21 protein-coding genes and 1 pseudogene are annotated in these 18,299 nt (G+C 72.1%); 9 read left to right on the top strand and 13 right to left on the bottom strand.

The window, feature by feature from the left end; genetic code table 11:
• Window positions 1-76: 76 nt before the first annotated feature.
• Entirely contained in the window at window positions 77-484 is a 408-nt protein-coding gene (locus tag AB0I76_RS08075) for a metalloregulator ArsR/SmtB family transcription factor (protein ID WP_357031517.1), read from the top strand.
• A complete protein-coding gene (locus tag AB0I76_RS08070; RefSeq protein ID WP_357031510.1) occupies window positions 481-1,167 on the top strand; it encodes a cation transporter in 687 nt (228 codons plus the stop codon). The genes AB0I76_RS08075 and AB0I76_RS08070 overlap by 4 nt, the downstream gene beginning before the upstream one ends.
• A gap of 25 nt (window positions 1,168-1,192) precedes the next feature.
• On the opposite strand, the gene AB0I76_RS08065 is transcribed toward AB0I76_RS08070, so the two are convergent.
• The gene (locus AB0I76_RS08065) at window positions 1,193-2,128 is read right to left on the bottom strand and encodes a hypothetical protein (protein WP_357031506.1); all 936 of its coding nucleotides are present in this window, start codon (window positions 2,126-2,128) and stop codon (window positions 1,193-1,195) included.
• Between the two features lie 180 nt (window positions 2,129-2,308).
• Between AB0I76_RS08065 and AB0I76_RS08060 the strand changes: the two genes are divergently transcribed.
• Window positions 2,309-2,824, top strand: a complete 516-nt coding sequence (locus AB0I76_RS08060; RefSeq protein ID WP_357031503.1) for an SRPBCC family protein — start codon at window positions 2,309-2,311, stop codon at window positions 2,822-2,824.
• 14 nt (window positions 2,825-2,838) lie between these two features.
• On the opposite strand, the gene AB0I76_RS08055 is transcribed toward AB0I76_RS08060, so the two are convergent.
• Together AB0I76_RS08055 and AB0I76_RS08050 are read right to left on the bottom strand one after the other, a co-directional pair.
• Window positions 2,839-3,540, bottom strand: coding sequence for a DUF2786 domain-containing protein (locus tag AB0I76_RS08055; RefSeq protein ID WP_357031500.1), 702 nt, complete (start codon window positions 3,538-3,540; stop codon window positions 2,839-2,841).
• A gap of 54 nt (window positions 3,541-3,594) precedes the next feature.
• Window positions 3,595-3,984, bottom strand: a complete 390-nt coding sequence (locus AB0I76_RS08050; protein WP_357031497.1) for a hypothetical protein — start codon at window positions 3,982-3,984, stop codon at window positions 3,595-3,597.
• A gap of 154 nt (window positions 3,985-4,138) precedes the next feature.
• Between AB0I76_RS08050 and AB0I76_RS08045 the strand changes: the two genes are divergently transcribed.
• On the top strand, window positions 4,139-5,482 hold the full coding sequence (locus tag AB0I76_RS08045; protein WP_357031495.1) for an ABC transporter substrate-binding protein: 1,344 nt from the start codon (window positions 4,139-4,141) through the stop codon (window positions 5,480-5,482).
• 64 nt (window positions 5,483-5,546) lie between these two features.
• On the opposite strand, the gene AB0I76_RS08040 is transcribed toward AB0I76_RS08045, so the two are convergent.
• Window positions 5,547-6,290, bottom strand: a complete 744-nt coding sequence (locus tag AB0I76_RS08040) for an enoyl-CoA hydratase/isomerase family protein (protein WP_357031492.1) — start codon at window positions 6,288-6,290, stop codon at window positions 5,547-5,549.
• The gene (locus tag AB0I76_RS08035) at window positions 6,287-7,195 is read right to left on the bottom strand and encodes a 3-hydroxyacyl-CoA dehydrogenase family protein (RefSeq protein WP_357031489.1); all 909 of its coding nucleotides are present in this window, start codon (window positions 7,193-7,195) and stop codon (window positions 6,287-6,289) included. The genes AB0I76_RS08040 and AB0I76_RS08035 overlap by 4 nt, the downstream gene beginning before the upstream one ends.
• Before the next feature lie 198 nt (window positions 7,196-7,393).
• On the opposite strand from AB0I76_RS08035, the gene AB0I76_RS08030 reads away from it, so the two are divergent.
• The gene (locus AB0I76_RS08030) at window positions 7,394-7,690 is read left to right on the top strand and encodes a hypothetical protein (RefSeq protein WP_357031486.1); all 297 of its coding nucleotides are present in this window, start codon (window positions 7,394-7,396) and stop codon (window positions 7,688-7,690) included.
• 79 nt (window positions 7,691-7,769) lie between these two features.
• On the opposite strand, the gene AB0I76_RS08025 is transcribed toward AB0I76_RS08030, so the two are convergent.
• Window positions 7,770-8,549 (bottom strand): class I SAM-dependent methyltransferase, encoded by a 780-nt coding sequence (locus AB0I76_RS08025; protein WP_357031484.1) that lies wholly within the window; start codon window positions 8,547-8,549, stop codon window positions 7,770-7,772.
• Window positions 8,550-8,603: 54 nt separating this feature from the next.
• Here AB0I76_RS08025 and AB0I76_RS08020 point away from each other — a divergent pair, with 54 nt between their 5' ends.
• Complete coding sequence (locus AB0I76_RS08020; protein ID WP_357031481.1) at window positions 8,604-8,984, top strand: PPOX class F420-dependent oxidoreductase; 381 nt, start codon at window positions 8,604-8,606, stop codon at window positions 8,982-8,984.
• A 95-nt stretch (window positions 8,985-9,079) separates the two neighbouring features.
• Here the strand turns inward: AB0I76_RS08020 and AB0I76_RS08015 are convergent, their stop codons facing one another.
• Window positions 9,080-9,289: a BldC family transcriptional regulator gene (locus AB0I76_RS08015; protein WP_007073996.1), complete on the bottom strand. Its 210-nt coding sequence runs from the start codon at window positions 9,287-9,289 to the stop codon at window positions 9,080-9,082.
• 250 nt (window positions 9,290-9,539) lie between these two features.
• On the bottom strand, window positions 9,540-10,379 hold the full coding sequence (locus AB0I76_RS08010; protein ID WP_357031478.1) for a hypothetical protein: 840 nt from the start codon (window positions 10,377-10,379) through the stop codon (window positions 9,540-9,542).
• 235 nt (window positions 10,380-10,614) lie between these two features.
• On the opposite strand from AB0I76_RS08010, the gene AB0I76_RS08005 reads away from it, so the two are divergent.
• Both AB0I76_RS08005 and AB0I76_RS08000 read left to right on the top strand, forming a co-directional pair.
• Window positions 10,615-11,697: a Glu/Leu/Phe/Val dehydrogenase dimerization domain-containing protein gene (locus AB0I76_RS08005; protein ID WP_357031475.1), complete on the top strand. Its 1,083-nt coding sequence runs from the start codon at window positions 10,615-10,617 to the stop codon at window positions 11,695-11,697.
• Window positions 11,698-11,999: 302 nt separating this feature from the next.
• The gene (locus AB0I76_RS08000; protein ID WP_357031472.1) at window positions 12,000-12,215 is read left to right on the top strand and encodes a DUF3073 domain-containing protein; all 216 of its coding nucleotides are present in this window, start codon (window positions 12,000-12,002) and stop codon (window positions 12,213-12,215) included.
• Window positions 12,216-12,356: 141 nt separating this feature from the next.
• Here AB0I76_RS08000 and amcA read toward each other — a convergent pair whose 3' ends face one another.
• The 5 genes from amcA to AB0I76_RS07975 all read right to left on the bottom strand — a co-directional run bounded on the left by amcA (window position 12,357) and on the right by AB0I76_RS07975 (window position 17,096).
• Window positions 12,357-12,593 carry a multiple cyclophane-containing RiPP AmcA gene (amcA, locus tag AB0I76_RS07995; protein ID WP_357031468.1) on the bottom strand — a complete coding sequence of 79 codons (237 nt, stop codon included), beginning with the start codon at window positions 12,591-12,593 and terminating at the stop codon, window positions 12,357-12,359.
• Window positions 12,562-13,665: a cyclophane-forming radical SAM peptide maturase AmcB gene (gene amcB / locus AB0I76_RS07990; RefSeq protein ID WP_357031513.1), complete on the bottom strand. Its 1,104-nt coding sequence runs from the start codon at window positions 13,663-13,665 to the stop codon at window positions 12,562-12,564. The genes amcA and amcB overlap by 32 nt, the downstream gene beginning before the upstream one ends.
• Window positions 13,666-13,831: 166 nt before the next feature.
• Window positions 13,832-14,986, bottom strand: a complete 1,155-nt coding sequence (purM, locus tag AB0I76_RS07985; RefSeq protein WP_357031465.1) for a phosphoribosylformylglycinamidine cyclo-ligase — start codon at window positions 14,984-14,986, stop codon at window positions 13,832-13,834.
• Window positions 14,987-15,042: 56 nt separating this feature from the next.
• On the bottom strand, window positions 15,043-16,575 hold the full coding sequence (gene purF, locus AB0I76_RS07980; protein ID WP_357031461.1) for an amidophosphoribosyltransferase: 1,533 nt from the start codon (window positions 16,573-16,575) through the stop codon (window positions 15,043-15,045).
• Window positions 16,576-16,700: 125 nt separating this feature from the next.
• Window positions 16,701-17,096, bottom strand: a complete 396-nt coding sequence (locus AB0I76_RS07975) for a sterol carrier family protein (RefSeq protein ID WP_357031458.1) — start codon at window positions 17,094-17,096, stop codon at window positions 16,701-16,703.
• A gap of 102 nt (window positions 17,097-17,198) precedes the next feature.
• On the opposite strand from AB0I76_RS07975, the pseudogene AB0I76_RS07970 reads away from it, so the two are divergent.
• Window positions 17,199-18,218 (top strand): annotated as a pseudogene (locus AB0I76_RS07970) (carboxypeptidase regulatory-like domain-containing protein); the annotation flags it as partial.
• Window positions 18,219-18,299: the final 81 nt, after the last annotated feature.

The following is an 18,299-nucleotide window of genomic DNA, read 5'->3' as shown; positions in this document are numbered from 1 at the left end:
CCTGAAGGACGAGCCGGCGGTGTGGGATGTGACCGCCACCGGTCGAACCATCGCCACCAGCGACTATCATCGCGGCATGGCGATTGGTTGTGGTGTCGACCTGAATCCGGCAGTGGCGTTGTTCCGGTCCCTCGGCGACCCGACCCGGCTGGCCATCCTGCGTCGGCTCGCGACGGGCGAGGCACGGGTGGTCGACCTGACCGGCGAGTTGACCCTGGCACAGTCGACGGTGTCGAAGCACCTCGCCTGCCTCCGGGACTGTGGCCTGGTCGACTTCCGCGTCGAGGGCCGCCAGTCCTTCTACGCCCTGGCCCGACCGGAACTGCTGGACCTGCTGCGCTCCGCGGAACAGGTGCTCGCCGCCACGGGTGACGCCGTCGCCCTGTGCCCGGCCTACGGCATGCCGGCGGGCAGACCGGCCGGCAGACCGGCGGGCACAGCGGCCGGCACACCGGCCGACACTCCCGCGGCGGTGACGCCGTGAGCGCGTCGGTGCTGACCCCGGAGCGCCGGGCGGTGCTGTCCCGACGAAGCCTGTGGTTGGCCTACGCCACGGCCGGTTACAACCTGCTGGAAGGCCTGGTCGCCATCGCCGCCGGTGTCGCGGCCTCGTCGACCGCGTTGATCGGATTCGGCCTGGACTCCTTCGTGGAGGTGTCGAGCGCCGCCGTGCTCATCTGGCAGTTCCGTTCCCGCGTGCCGGAGAGTCGGGAGCGGCTGGCGCTACGGCTCATCGGCGTGTCGTTCTTCGCCCTGGCTCTCTGGGTCACGGTCGACGCCGCGCGATCCCTGCTCGCGGGCGGGGACGCCGACGCCAGCCCGGTCGGCATCGGCCTCGCCGTCGCGTCGCTGATCGTGATGCCGCTGCTCGTACGCGCCAAACGCCGCACCGGCCGGGAACTCCGCTCGGCGACGGTCCTGGCGGACTCGACGCAGACCCTGCTGTGCACCTACCTGTCCGTGGTGCTCCTCGTCGGTCTGGTCCTCAACGCCGTCTGGGGCTGGTCGTGGGCCGACCCGATCGCCGCGCTCGTCATCGCCGGGGTCGCGGTCAAGGAAGGGGTCGAAGCGTGGCGGGGCGACCACTGCGACGACTGCGCGTCCCTGCCGATCGACGGCCCGGATCCGGGCTGCGCCGACGACTGCTGCACCGCGCCGGAGGCATGACGACGGCGGACGCTCCGCGGACGGATCAGCGGTCCTGTTGGCGGCGGTGTGCCATACCGCCCTGGATCGCCTCCCAGACGCTCCGTCCGGCCTGCCGCAGCGTCTCGCTCGCCTGCTCGGCGAGATAGGCGGCACTCGGCGCCGCGCCGCCCGCCGATGGCTGCTCGGGCTGGCGCTCGTCGTCCCTGCCGGCGCCGCCCGTCGGTGGTCGGTCCGGTCCGGCCGCCTCCGGCGGATGCTCCCGATCCTGGTCCGCCGTGGCCTTCCGTTCCCGGGCCCGGACCGCCTCCCCCTGCTCGCCGCCTCCGCCCGAGCCGCTGGCCAGGCCGGTTCCACGCGCCGACGGCCCGGTTGCGCCCATACCGAGCGGAGGGGCACCCGCACCACCCGGCCCGGCACCCGCCTCGCGTCGGCCCTGGTCGGCGACCGCCCCGATCGCGCCGACCTGCTGGCCGAGCTCTTCCGTCGCGTCACCGGCCTCCGGCTCACGCGGCGCACGGAACGTCTCCGTGGGACGGCCCCGCCGCCGAGAGGCCGCCGAGACCTCCGCGCCGGTGGCCGCCATCTGGCTCGCCGCACGGTTCACGTCGTCGACGGGGACGGCCAGAGCCCTGGAGAGGTCCGCGATGATCTGGGGATTCCGGTCGATGGTGGCCAACGCGCGTTCGAGGATCCCCGCGACCTTCTCCAGTCGTACCTTGAGCAGTGCTTCGGCGTGCACACCGTTGATGTCCAGCTCGACACCCTCCAGGTGCACCCGCACGCCGGCGTCGATCTGGAGCAGGTTGGCCAACCGGGCCCGCAACGACAGGTCGGCGTCCAACCCGTCGACCGCCAGCCGGATCGAGTCGACCGAGACCTCGGGTATGTCGAGCAGGACGTCCGGCTCCGCGCCGGCCTCGCCCGGGACCGCCCGCCCGACCGCCCGCATCGAACCCCGCTGCTGTTCGTCGTCGCCCATGGTCTCCGCTCCGCCTCCACCGCCCGTCACGTGTCGCCGCGCTTACCCGCTTTCCCTCCGCCCATCCCGGCCATCCACCCGCAGCGTGGTTACGCTTCGTGTCGGAGAACCAACTGCCCGTCCGTGAAGGCCGTTCGCGCAAGTCGCACAGCCGGGCATGAGCCGGTATGGTCCGGGCCTATGGGACAGGAGATGGCCGAGCCGGCCGACGTCCGACAGGATCATGAACGGTTCTCGCTACGCAGCACCCTCCTGGTCCCCACGACGCCCGAGGAGGCGTTCGGGGTCTTCACGCAGGCGATGACCGACTGGTGGGTGACCGAGTACACCTGGTCCGGTCCCGGCCTCCTGGCGGAGCTGGGGATGGAACCCCGGCCGGGCGGCATGCTCTACGAGATCGGCCCGTACGGCTTCCGCTCCGACTGGGGTCGGGTGCTGACCTGGGACCCGCCGCGGCGGCTGGTCTTCACCTGGCAGATCGGGGCCGACCGGGTGCCGGTCCCCGACCCGGCCCGGGCGAGCGAGGTCGAGGTGCTCTTCCACCCGGACGGCCCGCACCGGACACGGGTGGAGGTGGAGCACCGCCACTTCGACCGGCACGGGCAGGCGGCGGAGGGCTACCGCCAGGCCCTGACCGCCGGCTGGCACGAACTGCTCTCCCGCTACGCCGCGACCGCCGTCCGCGGCGCCGGCTGACCCGCGCCGGACCGTCAGTGGCCGATGCCCTGACGCGGGTCGGTGCCGACCCGGGCACCGCCCAGATCCGCCCGCCGGCCCGCCTCGGCCCCGGAACCGAACCCGGAGCCGGCCAGCCGCCGGGGCGCGGCGGTCCGCAGCCGGGGGTAGACCTCGGCGAGCCGCCGCTGCACACGGTCCGACCGGTCGGCCAGCACCAGCGCCACGGAGGGGCCGCCCGAGTCGGCCACCGCGTCCTCCTCGGCCGTCCGCAGTCGTACGGCGACGACCTGCGCGAAGCCGACCAGCCAGGAGCGCCGGAAGGCGGCGGGATGCTCGTCGGGCGGCACCGGCGCACCGGCCAACCCGTGTGCGGCCTGCACCAGCAGCGAGGTGAAGAGCAGGTCGACCCGTTCCAGGTCGCTGGCGAAGCCGAAGAGGTGCATCGCGAAGCCGGTGCCACTGCGGCGTCGGACGCACCGGCAGCGGAGCGGGTCGGCGACGGCCGCGAGCAGGCCGGCCTTGTCCCGGGCGTACGGGGCGACGACCTCGACCACCCGGTCGCCGACCGGGTCGGTGGCCGGGTCGCGGGCGGCCAGCAGGGCACGGTCCACGCCGTAGCGGGCGATCAGTTCCGTCGCCTTGGCGGTGAAGGCGGCCGCCTCGGCCGGCGTGCAGGCGGAGTCCTCGGCCTGCGCGAGCAACTTGCGCACCTTGCTCAGCATCGCCTCGGACATGTCCACAGGACTACCACGTCCGGGTGCGGGCGCACGGGCGGCCCGGGCCTCTGATCAGTCCGTGCGGCTGCGCAGGGTGGCGATCGTCGAGCCGGCGAGGGTGAGCAGGCAGTCGGGCAGCAGCCCGTCGGCCGCCGCCGCACCGAACAGCGCCGCGCCGGTGTCGTCGTCGGCGTTCGCGTACGCGCTGACGAAGCGGGCCACCCACCGGGCGTCGTAGCCGGCCTCGTCGATGCCGGGGAAGTCCAGCGCGCACGGGCCCGGCGCGGTGACCTCCCCCACCATTGTCGCGGCGAGGCACCATGCCACCCCGTACGCGCCGGCGAGGCCCGAGCGGTCGACGACCGCGTCGAACGTGTCGGTGACGCCGGCGCCGTCCCCGGCGAGCGCGGAGCGGAGCACGGCGGCCGCGTCGTCGAACGTCTGCTGTGGCGATTCGGTCACCCACGGCACGGTAGGACCGCCGGTCAACACTGGAAAAGTGGTCACCCTCCGTGACCAAGTGGGTGGACCTGCGGATTGAGCGGCCTCCGTGAACCTGCCGCCGTCACCGGCACGCTAATCTGCGCAGCGGACCTTCGCCGGAGGAAGGACGACCATGTTCATGACACGCGCCTCGCGGGCAGCCACCCTGGCCGCCTGCGCGACGTTCCTGCTCGCCACCAGCGCCTGCGGGACCGACGAGCCCGAAAAGGCCACCAACACCCAGGTGCGCCTCTACGGCACCGACGGCAACATGCTCAACTCGTACGCCGCGGACCTCAAGGAGCGCGCCAACCTGGTCGACGGTATGAAGGGCACCACCCCGTTGACGCCATTGCCGGAGAGCTTCAAGGAGCGGCTACGGTCCGTCGATCCGACGCTGACCGACTACGTGTACGCCGCCGAGGCGTACGACGCGGTGGCCATCAGCGCGATCGCCGCTCAGCTCGCCGGCACCACGGACCCGGCCGCCATCGCCAAGCAGATCGTCGGGGTCACCAACGGCGGTGAGCGCTGCGAGACGGCGGCGAGCTGCCTGGGGCTGGCTCGCGCCGGCAAGGACGTGGAGTACCGGAGCGTCTCGCTGACCCGGGCGGGCTTCACCGACGCCGGTGAGCCGGCCACGGCCAGCTACGCCACCCTGCACTTCGACGGGCAGCAGCTCAACGACGGCAAGACCGAGTTCGTCGGTGCCGGAAGCGAGTCGACCGCGAGCAGCAAGAAGCCGCCGAAGCCGAAGAAGCAGAACGGCGACAAGGCTCCCGGCAGCGGTGCCCCGCTCGTCCTGGGTGGCCTGCTGCCGAAGACGGGCGACCTGGCCCTCGCCAACCCGCCGCTGGCCGCCGGTGCCGCGCTGGCGTTGCGGGAGGTCAACGCCGCCGGTGGTGTGCTCGGCGAGCCGGTGGTCTGGATCGACGGTGACGAAGCCGGCAGCCCCACGGTCGCCAAGGCCACCGTTGCCAGCCACGTCGAGGCAGGCGTGCACGTCATCATCGGCGCCGGCGCGTCGGGCATCTCCCGAGAGGTGCTGCCCGACGTGGTGAAGGCCGGGCGGGTTCTCTTCTCCCCGTCGAACACCGACGCCAGCCTGACCGAGCTGGACGACAACGGCCTGTACTTCCGCACCGCGCCGCCGGACAGCCTGCAGGGCCGGGCGCTGGCCGACGTGATCCTCCGGGACGGCCCGCGGAAGATCGCGCTCGTGGCGCGCGACGACTCGTACGGCAAGGGCCTCCAGGAGACGGTGCGGGCCGAGCTGGAGCAGGCCGGGATCTCCTCGGACCGGGTGAGGCTGCTGACCTACACCCCGCCTGAGGACCCAGAGACCCCGGTCGACTTCGGCGGTGGCGCCCGGGACATCAAGGAGTTCGGGGCCGACGCCGTACTGATCATCGGCTTCAACGAGTCGGCCGGGGTGATCCGTGGGCTGGCCGACGTGGGCGTGCAGTTCCGGCAGTGACCACCGGGAAGTGAACGGCGACGGCCGCACCGGTTGCCCGGTGCGGCCGTCGCCGTTTCCCGGGTCAGCGGGAGCGTCGCCGGTCGAGGAACTCGGTCATCCGCCGGTGCTTCTCCTCGTCCTCGAAGAGCACCGCCTGGCTGATCAGGTCGACGTGGGGATGGGCGGCGGCGGGCGCGTCCACCGCCAGCTTGGTCAGCCGCAGCGCCAGCGCGGAACCCTTGGCCATCTCGTCCAGCAGCCCGTGCGCGGTGGGCAGGAGCTCCGCCGGCTCGGCCACCACCCGGTTGACCAGACCGATCCGCAGCGCCTCCGCCGCGTCCACCCGCCGCCCGGTGAACAGCAGCTCCTTCGCCCGCGCCTCGCCGATCAGCGCCGGCAGGCGGTGGGTCGCACCGGCACCGGCCAGGATGCCCAGCCGCACCTCCGGCTGACCGAACACCGCGCGGTCCGTGCACACCCGCAGATCGCAGGCGTACGCCAGCTCGGCGCCCCCGCCCAGCGCCGGCCCGTCGACGGCCGCCACCGTCGGCATCGGGAGTGCCCGGATCCGGGCGAAGGCCGCCGAGTTGATGGCGGCCAGGGCGTCCAGCCGGCCGCGCGCACGCAGCTGCCCGATGTCCGCCCCACCGGCGAAGATGCCCTCGGTGCCGCCGGTGAGCAGCAGCAGGCGGGGTCGGGCCTCCAGCTCGGCACACACCTCGTGCAACGCGTCGATCAGGTCGGCGTCGATGGCGTTGCGCTTCTCCGGCCGGTCCAGGGTGACGACCAACCGGTCCGGACCCTCCTCGACCCGCAGCCCGCTCACCGGCCACCCCCGCCGGGCAGTCCGGCCAGGTCGGCCGCGCCGGCCCGTTTCCCGTCCACCCATCGGTAGAAGCCCTGCCCGGACTTCCGGCCCAGCCGCCCGGCCGCCACCATCGCCTCCAGCAGCGGCGGCGGCGCGAACCGGTCCCCGTACGCGGCCTGGAGGGTGCGGGCGATGTCCAGCCGCACGTCCAGCCCGACCAGGTCGGTCAACTCCAGCGGACCGACCGGGTGCCGGTAGCCGAGCACCATCGCCTTGTCGATGTCGGCCGGGTCGGCCACCCCGTCGGCGACCATCCGGATCGCCTCCAGGCCGAGGGTCACGCCGAGCCGGGAGGTGGCGAAGCCGGGCATGTCGCGTACGACGACCGGGTCCTTGCCCAACCGGCCGGCGAGGGCGACGGCCGCCGCGGTGGTCTCCTCCGCGGTGGCCGGGCCGACCACGACCTCCAGCAGGGCCATCGCCCACACCGGATTGAAGAAGTGCAGCCCGAGGAAGCGCTCCGGCCGGGCCAGCCCTTCGGCCAGCTCACCGATCGGGATGCTGGAGGTGTTGCTGCCCAGCAGGGCGGGGCGCAGGGCCTCGGCGTCGCGGAGGACCGCGCGCTTGAGGTCGAGCCGCTCCGGTACGGCCTCGATGGCGACGGCGGGCTCCGGGGCGACCTCGGTGAGGGCGGCGCGCAGCGTCACCCGGGCCCGGTTCGCGGCGGCCTCGTCGGCGGTGAGCTTCCCCCGCCCGACCGCGCGGTCCCACAGCTCGCCGAGGCGCGTGAGGGCGGCGGCCCCCCGCTCCCGGTCCACCTCGACCAGTTCCACGGCGTGGCCGGCGCCCGCCGCCACGTACGCGATGCCCAGCCCCATCGTGCCGGCTCCGACCACGACACAGCGCTCGCGCCGCTCGCTCATGACGCCTCCCCGGTCCTCTGGGCGGCGCCACGGGGATCACCCGCGCCCCTCCGCCCGCTCGTGCCGCCACGCTCGGCGCGCCGACGCTCGCTCCACTCGGTCATGTGGGGACCCTATGCAGCGGCGGACCGGGCGGCATGCGTGGGGGCGGACCGGATCGGGTACAACGCCGATCAACCGAGGGAAGGACGAGTCGACATGAGCCAGGCACCGGAGACGGCGCACAGCACGGACACGGTGGAGACCGTGGAGACCCGGGGTGACGAGCGCGTGGAGCTGCTGCGCGCCGACACCAACAACGACGGTCAGACCGACGTCTGGGTGGTCGACACGGACGGCGACGGCAAGGCCGACCTCTTCCAGTTCGACACCAACCACGACGGCAAGGTCGACGTCACGATGGTCGACCTCGACGAGGACGGCACCCCCGACGCCGTGGTCGACGGCGACGGCGGTCTGCCCCCGCAGCAACTCCCCCCGACCGTCCAGGTCTGAGGTGTGAGGAAGGGCCCCCGCTCAACGCCTCGTGCAGAGCAGGGGGCCCTTCTTGACGCCCGAAGCGTGCGCGGTCGGCTCAGCCGCGCAGCCGCAGGGTCGCCAGGTAGTACGGGGCGTCCTGGTCGTCCACGTCGGTCAGTCGCCAGGGACTACCGTGCACCAGCTCGGCCAGCTCCTCCGGCGAGCAGACCAGGTAGTCGAACCACTCGGTGCCGAGTTCCCGGTAGCGCAGCCGGAGGCGGAGCTGCCCGCCGAGGCGGCCCCGGCGGCGGTTGCGCTCGTGGTAGCCGGTGTGCACCGGGTCCCGGGTCCCGTACGGGTCGGTGCCGTGCGCGATGACCTGGGCGCCGGGCCGGGCCAGCGCGGCGAGCGCGCTCAGGAAGCCCGGCGCCCGCTCCCGGCCCTCGATCAGGCCGAGGTTGTTGCCGAGCAGCAGGAAGGTGTCGTACCGACGGCCCTCGGCGGCATGGTCATCGACGGTGCCCAGGACCAGGTCGCGTACGCCCCGACGCTGGCACACGCCGAGCGCGCCGGGCGAGGTGTCCAGCCCGGTCACCGGTACGCCGCGTTCCTGGAGCAGCAGGGCGATCCGCCCCGCGCCGACGCCCACGTCCAGCGTGGCCCCGCGTACGCGGTCCACCGCCCGGTGGTCGTGCGGTTGCCAGTCCGCCGGCCCGTCCAGGTAGTGCGCGGCCGGCGCACCGTTGATCAGGCCGTCGTCGCGCTCGATGACCTCGATGACCGGCCGGGGCAGGCGCCCGCCGGCCAGTGGCCGTGGCCCGATGCCGGTGGCCACGGCGAGCGCGTCCCGCAGCAGTTCACCGAAGACGTCACCGACTCGTGGTTGCCCCGTCACGGGGTAAACGCTATCGCTACGCCCATCGGGCCGCAGCCGCCGTATCCTTGCCGCGTGACGACGCTGGACCGCCTGTCGGCGGAGAAGTACATCCTGCTCACGACCTTCCGCAAGGACGGTCGTGCGGTGCCGACCCCGGTGTGGGCGGTACGCGACGGCGACGCGCTGGCGGTCTGGACGGTGTCCGACTCCGGCAAGGTGAAGCGGATCCGGCGCAGCGGGGACGTCACCGTCGCGCCGTGCGACGTCCGGGGCCGACCGCACGGCGTGGCCGTCCCGGCGCACGCCACCCTGTACGACGCTTCCGACACCCGCCGGGTGCGTGACCTGCTGAAGAAGAAGTACCGACTGCTGGGGCGGCTGAGCCTGCTCGGCAGCCGGCTGCGCCGGGGCGAGAGCGGCACTGTCGGCATCCGGATCACCGTGCCGGAGTGACCGGTCTCGGGGATCCGAGGTCCGGTCACGCCGAAGGGCGGCGGACCCTCGGTCCACCGCCCTTCGCGTAGCTCGCCCGGTTGGCTCCCGGTCGGTCAGTCTCCCTGGCGCTGCTGGGGGATCTGCCCCTGCAGCAGGGCCCTGACCTCCGACTCCCGGTACCGACGGTGTCCGCCGAGGGTGCGGATGGCGCTGAGCTTGCCAGCCTTGGCCCACCGGGTCACCGTCTTCGGGTCGACACGGAACATCGACGCCACCTCGGCCGGCGTGAGTAGCGGCTCTGGTTCGTGCGTTCGCGATGCCATCGGTCACTCCTCCACATGTATAGACATCGGCCGGGGTCCCGCCGGCCGACGCGTCTCCCATGGTCCGGCTAGTCCCCGATGTCCGACATGGGCCGAACGGCCGAACGTCCCTAGACGGACGGATGAACCATGCCCGAATTATGCGACTTTTACACGGCAGAAAGTACCTTATTCGGACTCATGATCACGGTTCGTGATGCGTCGACTACGAGGCGAACTCGCTTTGGGAGCGCTCTCTGGGTGATTTGCCTTAGTTGCACCGCTCCAGCAGCTGCACGGCCCGCCACCGGGCCACGAGCTTGTCGTACGCCGCCGACGCGTCCTCGGCCTCGCCGCGCGACAAGCCGGCGAGGCCGGTCGCGACCAGCTCCGGCGAATCGTCCGCGGCCAGCGTCTCGTCGGAGAGCAGGTCCACCAGGCCGCCGTAGTCCAGCTCCACCACCGAGCGCGGATGGAACTCCTCCAGCCACCGGGCCGCCTCTTCGACCGCCTCGGTGATCGGAGCCTCGCCGACCGACTTGCGCAGCACCGACAGTGCCCGCGACGAGCGGCGGCGGGCCTTGGAGATCTCCGTGCGGTAGCGCAGCGCCCGACGGTCGGGCCGGGTGACGTGGTGCCGCTCCTCGGCGTCGAAGAGCACGAACCACCGCAGGGGTACGCCCCAGGTGGCGATCTGCTCGTGCACGCGGGGTACGCCGTGCTCCAGCACCCGCGCGCCGCTGCGCCAGTCCTCCACCACGGCCTTGGCCTGGCCGGCGAGCACCGGCGGGACGAAGGCGTCGGCCAGCACGGGCGGCACCCCGTCGCGCGCGTTCAGCGCCGCCTCCGCCACCCGGATGCGCAGGTTCCACGGGCAGACCAGCAGGGTGTCGTCGGCCTCCAGGACGTACGCCTCGTCCGGCAGGTCGGGCAGCCGCGTCCAGCCGGCGCCGAGTGCGGCGATCACCGACGTCCGCTGCCGGCCCGGCCCCTCACCGGGGGCCACGGCCCGGCCCTGTTCGACATAGCGCCGCCAGTACGACTGGCGGTCCCGGTCGAAGGCGGTCAGCGGCTCGTACACCCGCAGATACGAAGCGAAAAGCGACGGCACGGCGCGATCCTCCCACGAATTGGAACCGGCCCGTCACCGGCGCCGCGGTCGCGCGTCCCGCGATCCCCAGCCAGGACGGCCGGGGCCGCCCTCGGCGGCACGGTCACGCCCGCCGTGGGTCGGCCGGACGACATCGGCCGATACTAGGCTCAGCGACACCGGCACCATCCCGCCGGCATCCACAGGTCCGCGTCCCACAAGGAAGCAACCCCGCACCCCACACCAGGAGCGAGTCATGGGCGTTTTCGCCAGCACCGTCGACCAGGAATCGAGCGGTCACGAACAGGTCGTGTTCTGCCAGGACAAGCAGACCGGCCTGAAGGCGATCATCGGCATCTACTCCACCGCGCTCGGCCCCGCGCTCGGCGGCACCCGGTTCTACCCGTACGCGGACGAGGACGCCGCCCTCGCCGACGTGCTCAACCTGTCGCGCGGCATGGCGTACAAGAACGCCCTGGCCGGCCTGGACCTCGGTGGAGGCAAGGCGGTCATCTGGGGCGACCCCGAGCAGATCAAGAGCGAAGCGCTGCTCCGCGCGTACGGGCGCTTCGTGGAGTCGCTCGGCGGGCGCTACTACACCGCCTGCGACGTCGGCACCTACGTCGCCGACATGGACGTGGTCGCCCGGGAGACGCGGTACGTCACCGGGCGCAGCGTGGAGCACGGCGGCGCCGGTGACTCCTCCATCCTCACCGCCTGGGGTGTCTTCCAGGGCATGCGCGCCGCCGCCGAGCACGCCTGGGGCGCGCCGACGTTGCACGGCAAGAGGGTCGGCGTGGCCGGCCTGGGCAAGGTCGGCAAGTACCTGGTCGCCCACCTGCTGGACGACGGCGCCGAGGTGGTCGCGACCGACGTCAACCCGAAGGCCCTGGAGTGGGCTCGCGCCACCCACCCGCAGGTCGCGCTCGTCGACGACGCCTCCGCGCTCGTGGCCGCCGACATCGACGTGTACGCGCCCTGCGCGCTGGGCGGCGCCCTCGACGACGACACGGTGTCGACGCTGCGCGCGAAGGTCGTCGCCGGCGCGGCGAACAACCAACTGGCGCACCCGGGCATCGAGAAGATCCTCGCGGACCGGGGCATCCTGTACGCCCCCGACTACGTCGTGAACGCCGGTGGCGTGATCCAGGTGGCCGACGAGATCGAGGGCTTCAACTTCGACCGGGCCAAGCTGCGCGCCACGAAGATCTTCGACACCACCCGGGAGATCCTCCGCCTGGCCGACGCCGAGGGCGTCCCGCCGGCGGTGGCGGCCGACCGGCTCGCGGAGCGGCGGATGGCCGACATCGGCCGGCTGCGCACGATCCACCTGCGGTGAGTGTCACCGGGGGCGGAGCGGCCGTTTCCGCCCCCGGGCCCACCTCCGGGTAGGGCACACCGTTAAGCTGGACATGAGACCAGTTTGATGGCGTTTGTCCGGTGTCACGGCCGCTCCCGGCTTCACCCCTTACCGGGTACAATTTGTGACGGCCGGATCACCGCGACGCGCGGAGCCGGTCGACGGTAACCCGAGGTGCCGAACGGCGGCATCCCCATGTACCGTAAGAGCCACGAGAGATGCCTGACGTCATCGGGGCCCGCCTTCGGGCTGCCCCGCATTCTGTGCGAGGGGGTCGAGCCATGGGGCGCGGCCGTGCTAAGGCCAAGCAGACGAAGGTGGCCCGGGAGTTGAAGTACCACTCCCCGAACACCGACCTCACCGCCTTGCAGCGCGAACTGGCGGGTGCTGGTAAGTCTGAGCACAACTTCGACGACGACTACAAAGAGTATGTCGACGACGATGATGAGGATCACGCGGACGAGGACCCGGATCACTGGGTCCGCCCAACTCGTTGACCTCCCGTCGCAGCTGAGCACGCGGTAGCACCGCGTGCTCACGCGTGTGCCCGTCGGGAGCGGCAGCAGACCGACGATCGGGGACCTTGCCGTGCCGGACATCCCTCCGGCTCCACGGTAGGTCCCTGATCCCGGCCACCCTCAGCGTGGTCGGTTGTTCCAGTTGTAGAACGTCGGGATGTTCTCGAAGTGGTTCCAGGCGCAGACCGCGCTCGCGCCGTCGCCGCCCGCCACCTCGGCCCGCAGTCTTCGCGCGGCCTCGGCCTCGTACAGCAGCGCGGTCAGGCCCGACGCGGCGTCCCGCACCCGGTCGGCGACCTCGTCCGGTGTGGCTCCCGCCCCGCGCTCAGGCTGCCGGTGACTCGTGGTCTCGGGCATGCTCCAACACTCCCTCCAGTAGGCGGATCTTGCTGTTGCGGCAGTGCTCGGTCTCCGTACCGTCGAAACGCCCCAACTCGAAGTAACGGTTGGCGGCGTGGCCCCCACCACAGAAGCCGAAGTAGGAACAGCTCGACCGGCACGCTTCCACACCGGCGAGGAATTCGCCGACCCACGGGGTGCGCTCCGCGCCCCGCAGGATCTGCCCCAGCGGGGCGGTCAGCACGTTGCCGCTGCTGAAGTCGCCGTAGCGGGCATCGGTGAATCCGGCCAACTCCGGCGAGAGCACGGTCACCGAACCGTCATGCCCGACCGTCGGGATCGGGTCCAGCTGACGGGGCAGCAGACCGTCCGCCGTGCCGTCCAGCACCGCCGCCGCGTACCGCAGGGACCACTCGACCTCCCGCAGGTGGATCGACGGCGCCCGGCGCCACGCGGCCACCAGCTCCGCCCAGAAGGCCGTCACCGTCGCCGCGTCCCAGGTGTTGTCGCGCGTGTTGACGCCCTCGGTCTCCTCGATGTTGACGCCGAGCACGTCGCAGCCCAGGTCGAGGAAGTACTCGTACAGCTCCGTGGCCAGGCCGGGCTCCGGCCGGGCCACCACCGCGAGCGCCGAGAAGGGCAGCCCGTGCCGGCGCAGCGCCGCGACGCCGCGGACGATCCGGTCGTACGCCGGCCGGCCGGCCCGGGTGACGCGGTCGCCGTTGCGCTCCCGGGGCCCGTCCACGCTCACGCTCACGCGCATCCCGTGCTCGACGAAGAACGCGCACCACTCGTCGTCGATCAACGTGGCGTTGGTCTGGACGTGGTGCTCCACCTCCGGCGCGAACGGCGCGAGCAGGGCGGCCAGGTGCTCCCGGCCGACGGCGAGCGGCTCCCCGCCGTGCCACACCACCGAGAACCGTCCCGCCCCCGCCCACGGGTTGACCGAGGCGGCGACCGCCTCCGCCACCGCCACCTCCATCCGCCGGTCGGACGCCCGGAACGGCAGATAGCAGTACGCGCAGTCGAGGTTGCAGAGGGTCGTCGGCTGCATCACGACGTACGACGGAACCGCGGCCAGGCCGCGCATCCCGCTGGTCGAACGTCCCCGGGCAGCCATCGCCCTCCTACCGTCGCCTGAAGGTCCGCCGGCAACCGAAGCTGCACGGCGGGGTTGAGGGTGCCCTTCAGGCTAGGCGGCGATGGCCACTCGGGTGAACCCCTGATCAAGTGCCCGGACGATCACCGGAGCGTGATCATCCCCGGGTGTGCTGCCCGATCATCTGCACGTTCCCGGAACCCTCGATGATCTCGCCGGCCTGCCACGCCTCGACGCCGCGGCCGGTGAGCGTGGCCAGCGCGCGGTCGGCGTCCTCGGACGAGACGATGGCGAACATGCCGACGCCCATGTTGAAGGTCGCCTCCATCTCCGGGTCCTCGATCCGGCCCTTGGACTGGATCAGGTCGAAGATCGGCTGCGGCTTCCAGGTGGAACGGTTGACCACCGCGTCGACGTGCTCCGGCAGGACCCGCACCAGGTTGCCGGGGATGCCGCCGCCGGTCACGTGGGCCAGCGCCCGCACCTCGGCCTCGGCGATCAGCTTCAGGCAGTCCTGTGCGTAGATCTTCGTCGGGGTCAGCAGCTCCTCACCGAGCGTCCGCTGCCGGCCGAAGTCGTCGATCACGACGTCGAGCCGCATCCGGCCCGCGCCGAGCAGCACGTGCCGGACCAGCGAGTATCCGTTGGAGTGCAGACCCGACGAGCGCATCGCGATCACCACGTCGCCCACCTCGACCCGCTCCGGGCTGAGGATGTCGCTCTCCTCCACCACGCCGACGCCGGTCGCGGAGACGTCGTACTCGTCCGGGCGCAGCACACCGGGGTGCTCGGCGGTCTCGCCGCCCAGCAGGGCGCAACCCGCGTACCGGCAGCCGTCGGCGATGCCGGCGCCGATCTCGGCGACCTTGTCCGGCACGACCTCCCCGGTGGCGATGTAGTCCAGCAGGAACAGCGGCTCCGCACCGCAGGCGACCAGGTCGTCGACGACCATGGCGACCAGGTCGATGCCGACCGTGTCGTGGATGTCCATCTGCTGCGCGATCACCAGCTTGGTGCCCACGCCGTCGGTGGAGGAGGCCAGGATCGGGTTCTTGTACTTCTTCGTGTCCAGCCGGAACAGGCCGGCGAAGCCACCCAGGTCACCCATCACCTCGGGCCGCCGGGTCTGCTTCACCTTCGACTTGAGCAGCTCCACCGCGCGGTCGCCCGCCTCGATCGACACGCCGGCGTCCGCGTAGGAGACCGAGCGTTTGCGGGCCGGGCGGCCGGTGCCGGCCGTCCACGGCTGGCGGTCGCCGCCGGCGCCGGTCGGGCTGCTTCCTGCGCCGCTGCGCTCGGACACGTGCGTCACGGTTCTCCCCTTTGTGGTTCTGGCGCCGACGGCGGTGGCCGGCGGCGCCCGTGGTGCTACGGGCGGTGGGTGGTGCCGCCGCCCGGAGTGGCGACGAGCGAAGGGTTCTGCTGCTCCGACGGGGCCGCGGCGACCCGCCGGCCGACACCTTCGAGCACGTGCTTGCCGATCAGGTTCCCCGACGGCAGGTCGATCGGGTACTCGCCGTCGAAACAGGCCCGGCACAGCCGCGTCTTCGGCTGCTCGGTGGCGGCGATCAGGCCGGGAAGGGAGACGTACCCCAGGGTGTCGGCGCCGATCGAACGCCGGATGCCGTCGTTGTCCAGCCCGTTGGCCAGCAACTCGGCCCGAGTGGCGAAGTCGATGCCGTAGAAGCACGGCCAGTTGACCGGCGGCGAGGAGATGCGGACGTGCACCTCCAGCGCGCCTGCCTCGCGCAGCATCCGCACGATCGCCCGCTGGGTGTTGCCGCGCACGATCGAGTCGTCGACCACGACCAGCCGCTTGCCGCGGACGTTCTCCCGCAGCGGGTTCAGCTTGAGCCGGATGCCGAGCTGACGCAGCGTCTGTGACGGCTGGATGAAGGTGCGGCCCACGTACGGGTTCTTCATCAGGCCCTGGCCGTAGGTGATGCCGGACTCCTCGGCGTACCCGATGGCGGCCGGGGTGCCCGACTCCGGCACCGGGATCACCAGGTCGGCCTCGACCGGGTGCTCCTTGGCGAGCTGGCGGCCGATCTGCACCCGGGCGGAGTGCACGTTGCGCCCGGCGATGGTGGCGTCCGGGCGCGCGATGTAGACGTACTCGAAGAGGCAGCCCTTCGGCTCCGGCGCGGCGAACCGCGTGGAGCGCAGGCCGTCCTCGTCGATGGCGATCAGCTCGCCCGGCTCCACCTCGCGGACCACGCTCGCGCCGACGATGTCCAGCGCGGCGGTCTCGCTGGCGACCACCCAGCCCCGCTCCAGCCGGCCCAGCACCAGCGGGCGCACGCCGTGCGGGTCGCGGGCGGCGTAGAGCGTCGTCTCGTCCATGAACACGAAGCTGAACGCGCCCCGCAGCTGCGGGAGCACCTCCAGCGCCGCGGCCTCCACCGACAGGTCCGGCCGGCTGGCCAGCAGCATGGTGACCAACGAGGTGTCGTTGGTCGCGCCGTCGGCGAGCAGGCCCCGCTCGGCGACCTCCTTCTGGAGGTCGGTGGTGTTGACCAGATTGCCGTTGTGGGCCAGCGCGATCGTGGTGCCGGAGGTGGTGGACCGGATGGTCGGCTGGGCGTTCTCCCAGGTCGATCCGCCGGTGGTGGAGTAGCGGGCGTGCCCGATCGCCACGTGCCCGCGCAGGCTGGCCAGGGTCGGCTCGTCGAAGACCTGGGCGACCAGGCCGAGATCCTTGTAGACCACCACCCCGGAGCCGTCGCTGACCGCGATGCCGGCCGCCTCCTGGCCCCGGTGCTGCAACGCGTACAGCCCGAAGTAGGTCAGATTGGCAACCTCTTCACCCGGCGCCCAGACGCCGAAGACGCCGCAGGCGTCCTGGGGACCGGGTCGTTGGGGATCAAGGTCGTGGCTCAGCCGGCCATCGCCTCGGGGCACCTGCCGCTCCCTCATGCTGGTCTGGACCGGCCTGGCGGAGTCACGGGGGCGGATCCGCACGGCAGCCGGGACCACTGTCGTCGCCTGACAGTGTACGCGAACCAGCGTCAATACAGAAAGTCACGCTATCGCTGCAATCCGTCACCCATCGATGAACGTCCGCCCAGCTCCAGAGGCAGGTACGCGGAGAGATCCGCCCGGTTCCCACTCACCCGTACGCGACCCTCGGTGACGGCTTCCGCCCAGTCGAGGCGTCCGGCGGCCAGCCTCAACCAGGTCTCCGGATCCGTCTCGACCACGTTCGGCGGGGTCCCACGGGTGTGTCGGGGACCCGGAACGCACTGAACTGCACCGTAAGGTGGGACACGCACCTCCACCGATCGGCCGGGGGCGCGCTCCGCGAGGGCGGTCAACAAGGCACGTACCGCATCGCGGAACACCGGCCGTTCGGGTGTACGCCCCTCATCGAGCGCTGACAACGCCGCCGCGACCGCGGCGGACTTAACGTGCGGAGAGGACACGACGGGACGATACGACCTGCGCGCAGCGCGGCGCACGCTGGCCCTGGGTCGCGCTGATCCGGTCAGACAAGGCATAGTTGCCGACGGCGTATTCGTACCGTGATGATCCCCGGCCCGGCGCCCGCCGGCCGCCAGGGGGACCAAGTCCGGAAGGCGGTGGACGTGTCAACACACCGACGTGCCTGGAAGCAGCGGGCGGGTGTGGTCGTGGCGCTGGTCTTCGGCGCCCTGCTCACCGTCCCCGCCACCCCGGCAGTAGCGGCTCCCGGCATCACAAACGTCTCGGCGTCCCCGAGTTCGGTCGAGGCGGGTAAGACGACCACCGTGCGGTTCACCCTCAACTTCACGGTTGAGGGGGTGCCCGCAGACGTCACCGTCAGCTCGAACAACCCGAAGCTCAGCTGCGTCGACGGCTGCAACAGAAGCAGGGTCGACAAGAGCGACACGTACGAGGCCCAGTTCCGTCTGGCTGACGATGCAGCGAGCGGCTCTGCGGTCATCACGGTCAAGGCTGTCGATTCGACCGGACCGAAGCAGGAGCAGCAGGCTTCGACGACCGTGACTCTCGTCGGCAAGCCCGCCGCGCCGCCGCCTCCGACGCAGGGGACGCAGACGGTCCGCTCGGTCTCCGGCAAGGTCGTCAACCAGGACGGCGCGGCCGTGCCGAACGCCTATGTCGCCCTCAAGGATTCCGCCGGCCGGCAGCTGGACACGATCAGCGACGGCAGCGGAAACTTCCGGTTCACCGGCACCAGCGACAAGCCGATCGCTCCCGGCCGCATCGACATCGGCGCGAGTTTCGACAACGCCACCGTGACGAAGAACTTCAACGCGTCCGCCGGCCAGTCGATCACCGGCCAGCGCCTCACGCTCGCCCTCAAGACCGAGGCGAGCCCGAGCCCGACCCCTTCGGTGAGCGAGTCGGCCCTGCCGGCCGAGGAGTTGACCGAGGAGCCGACCGACGAGGCGACGGACACTCCCGCCGCCGCGCCGGCCGCCGCCGAGGACGACTCCGGCGGGATGGGGTCTCTGCTGATCATCCTGCTGGGCGGCCTGCTCGTCGCCGCCGGTGTCGGCACCATCGTGCTGCTCTGGATGCGGCGCCGGGAGAACGGCGACGACGACGCCCCGGCGGGTGCCGCTGCCGCCGCGGCCCGGTCCAGGCGGGCCTCCCACCAGTCGTAGTCCTCCCGGGCGTACGCG

Origin of the sequence: Micromonospora sp. NPDC049799, from assembly GCF_040656655.1 — a bacterium.
GTDB lineage: Bacteria > Actinomycetota > Actinomycetes > Mycobacteriales > Micromonosporaceae > Micromonospora.
The sequence above is the reverse complement of the archived record's forward strand: the minus strand, read 5'-3'. Positions and strand labels throughout refer to the sequence as shown.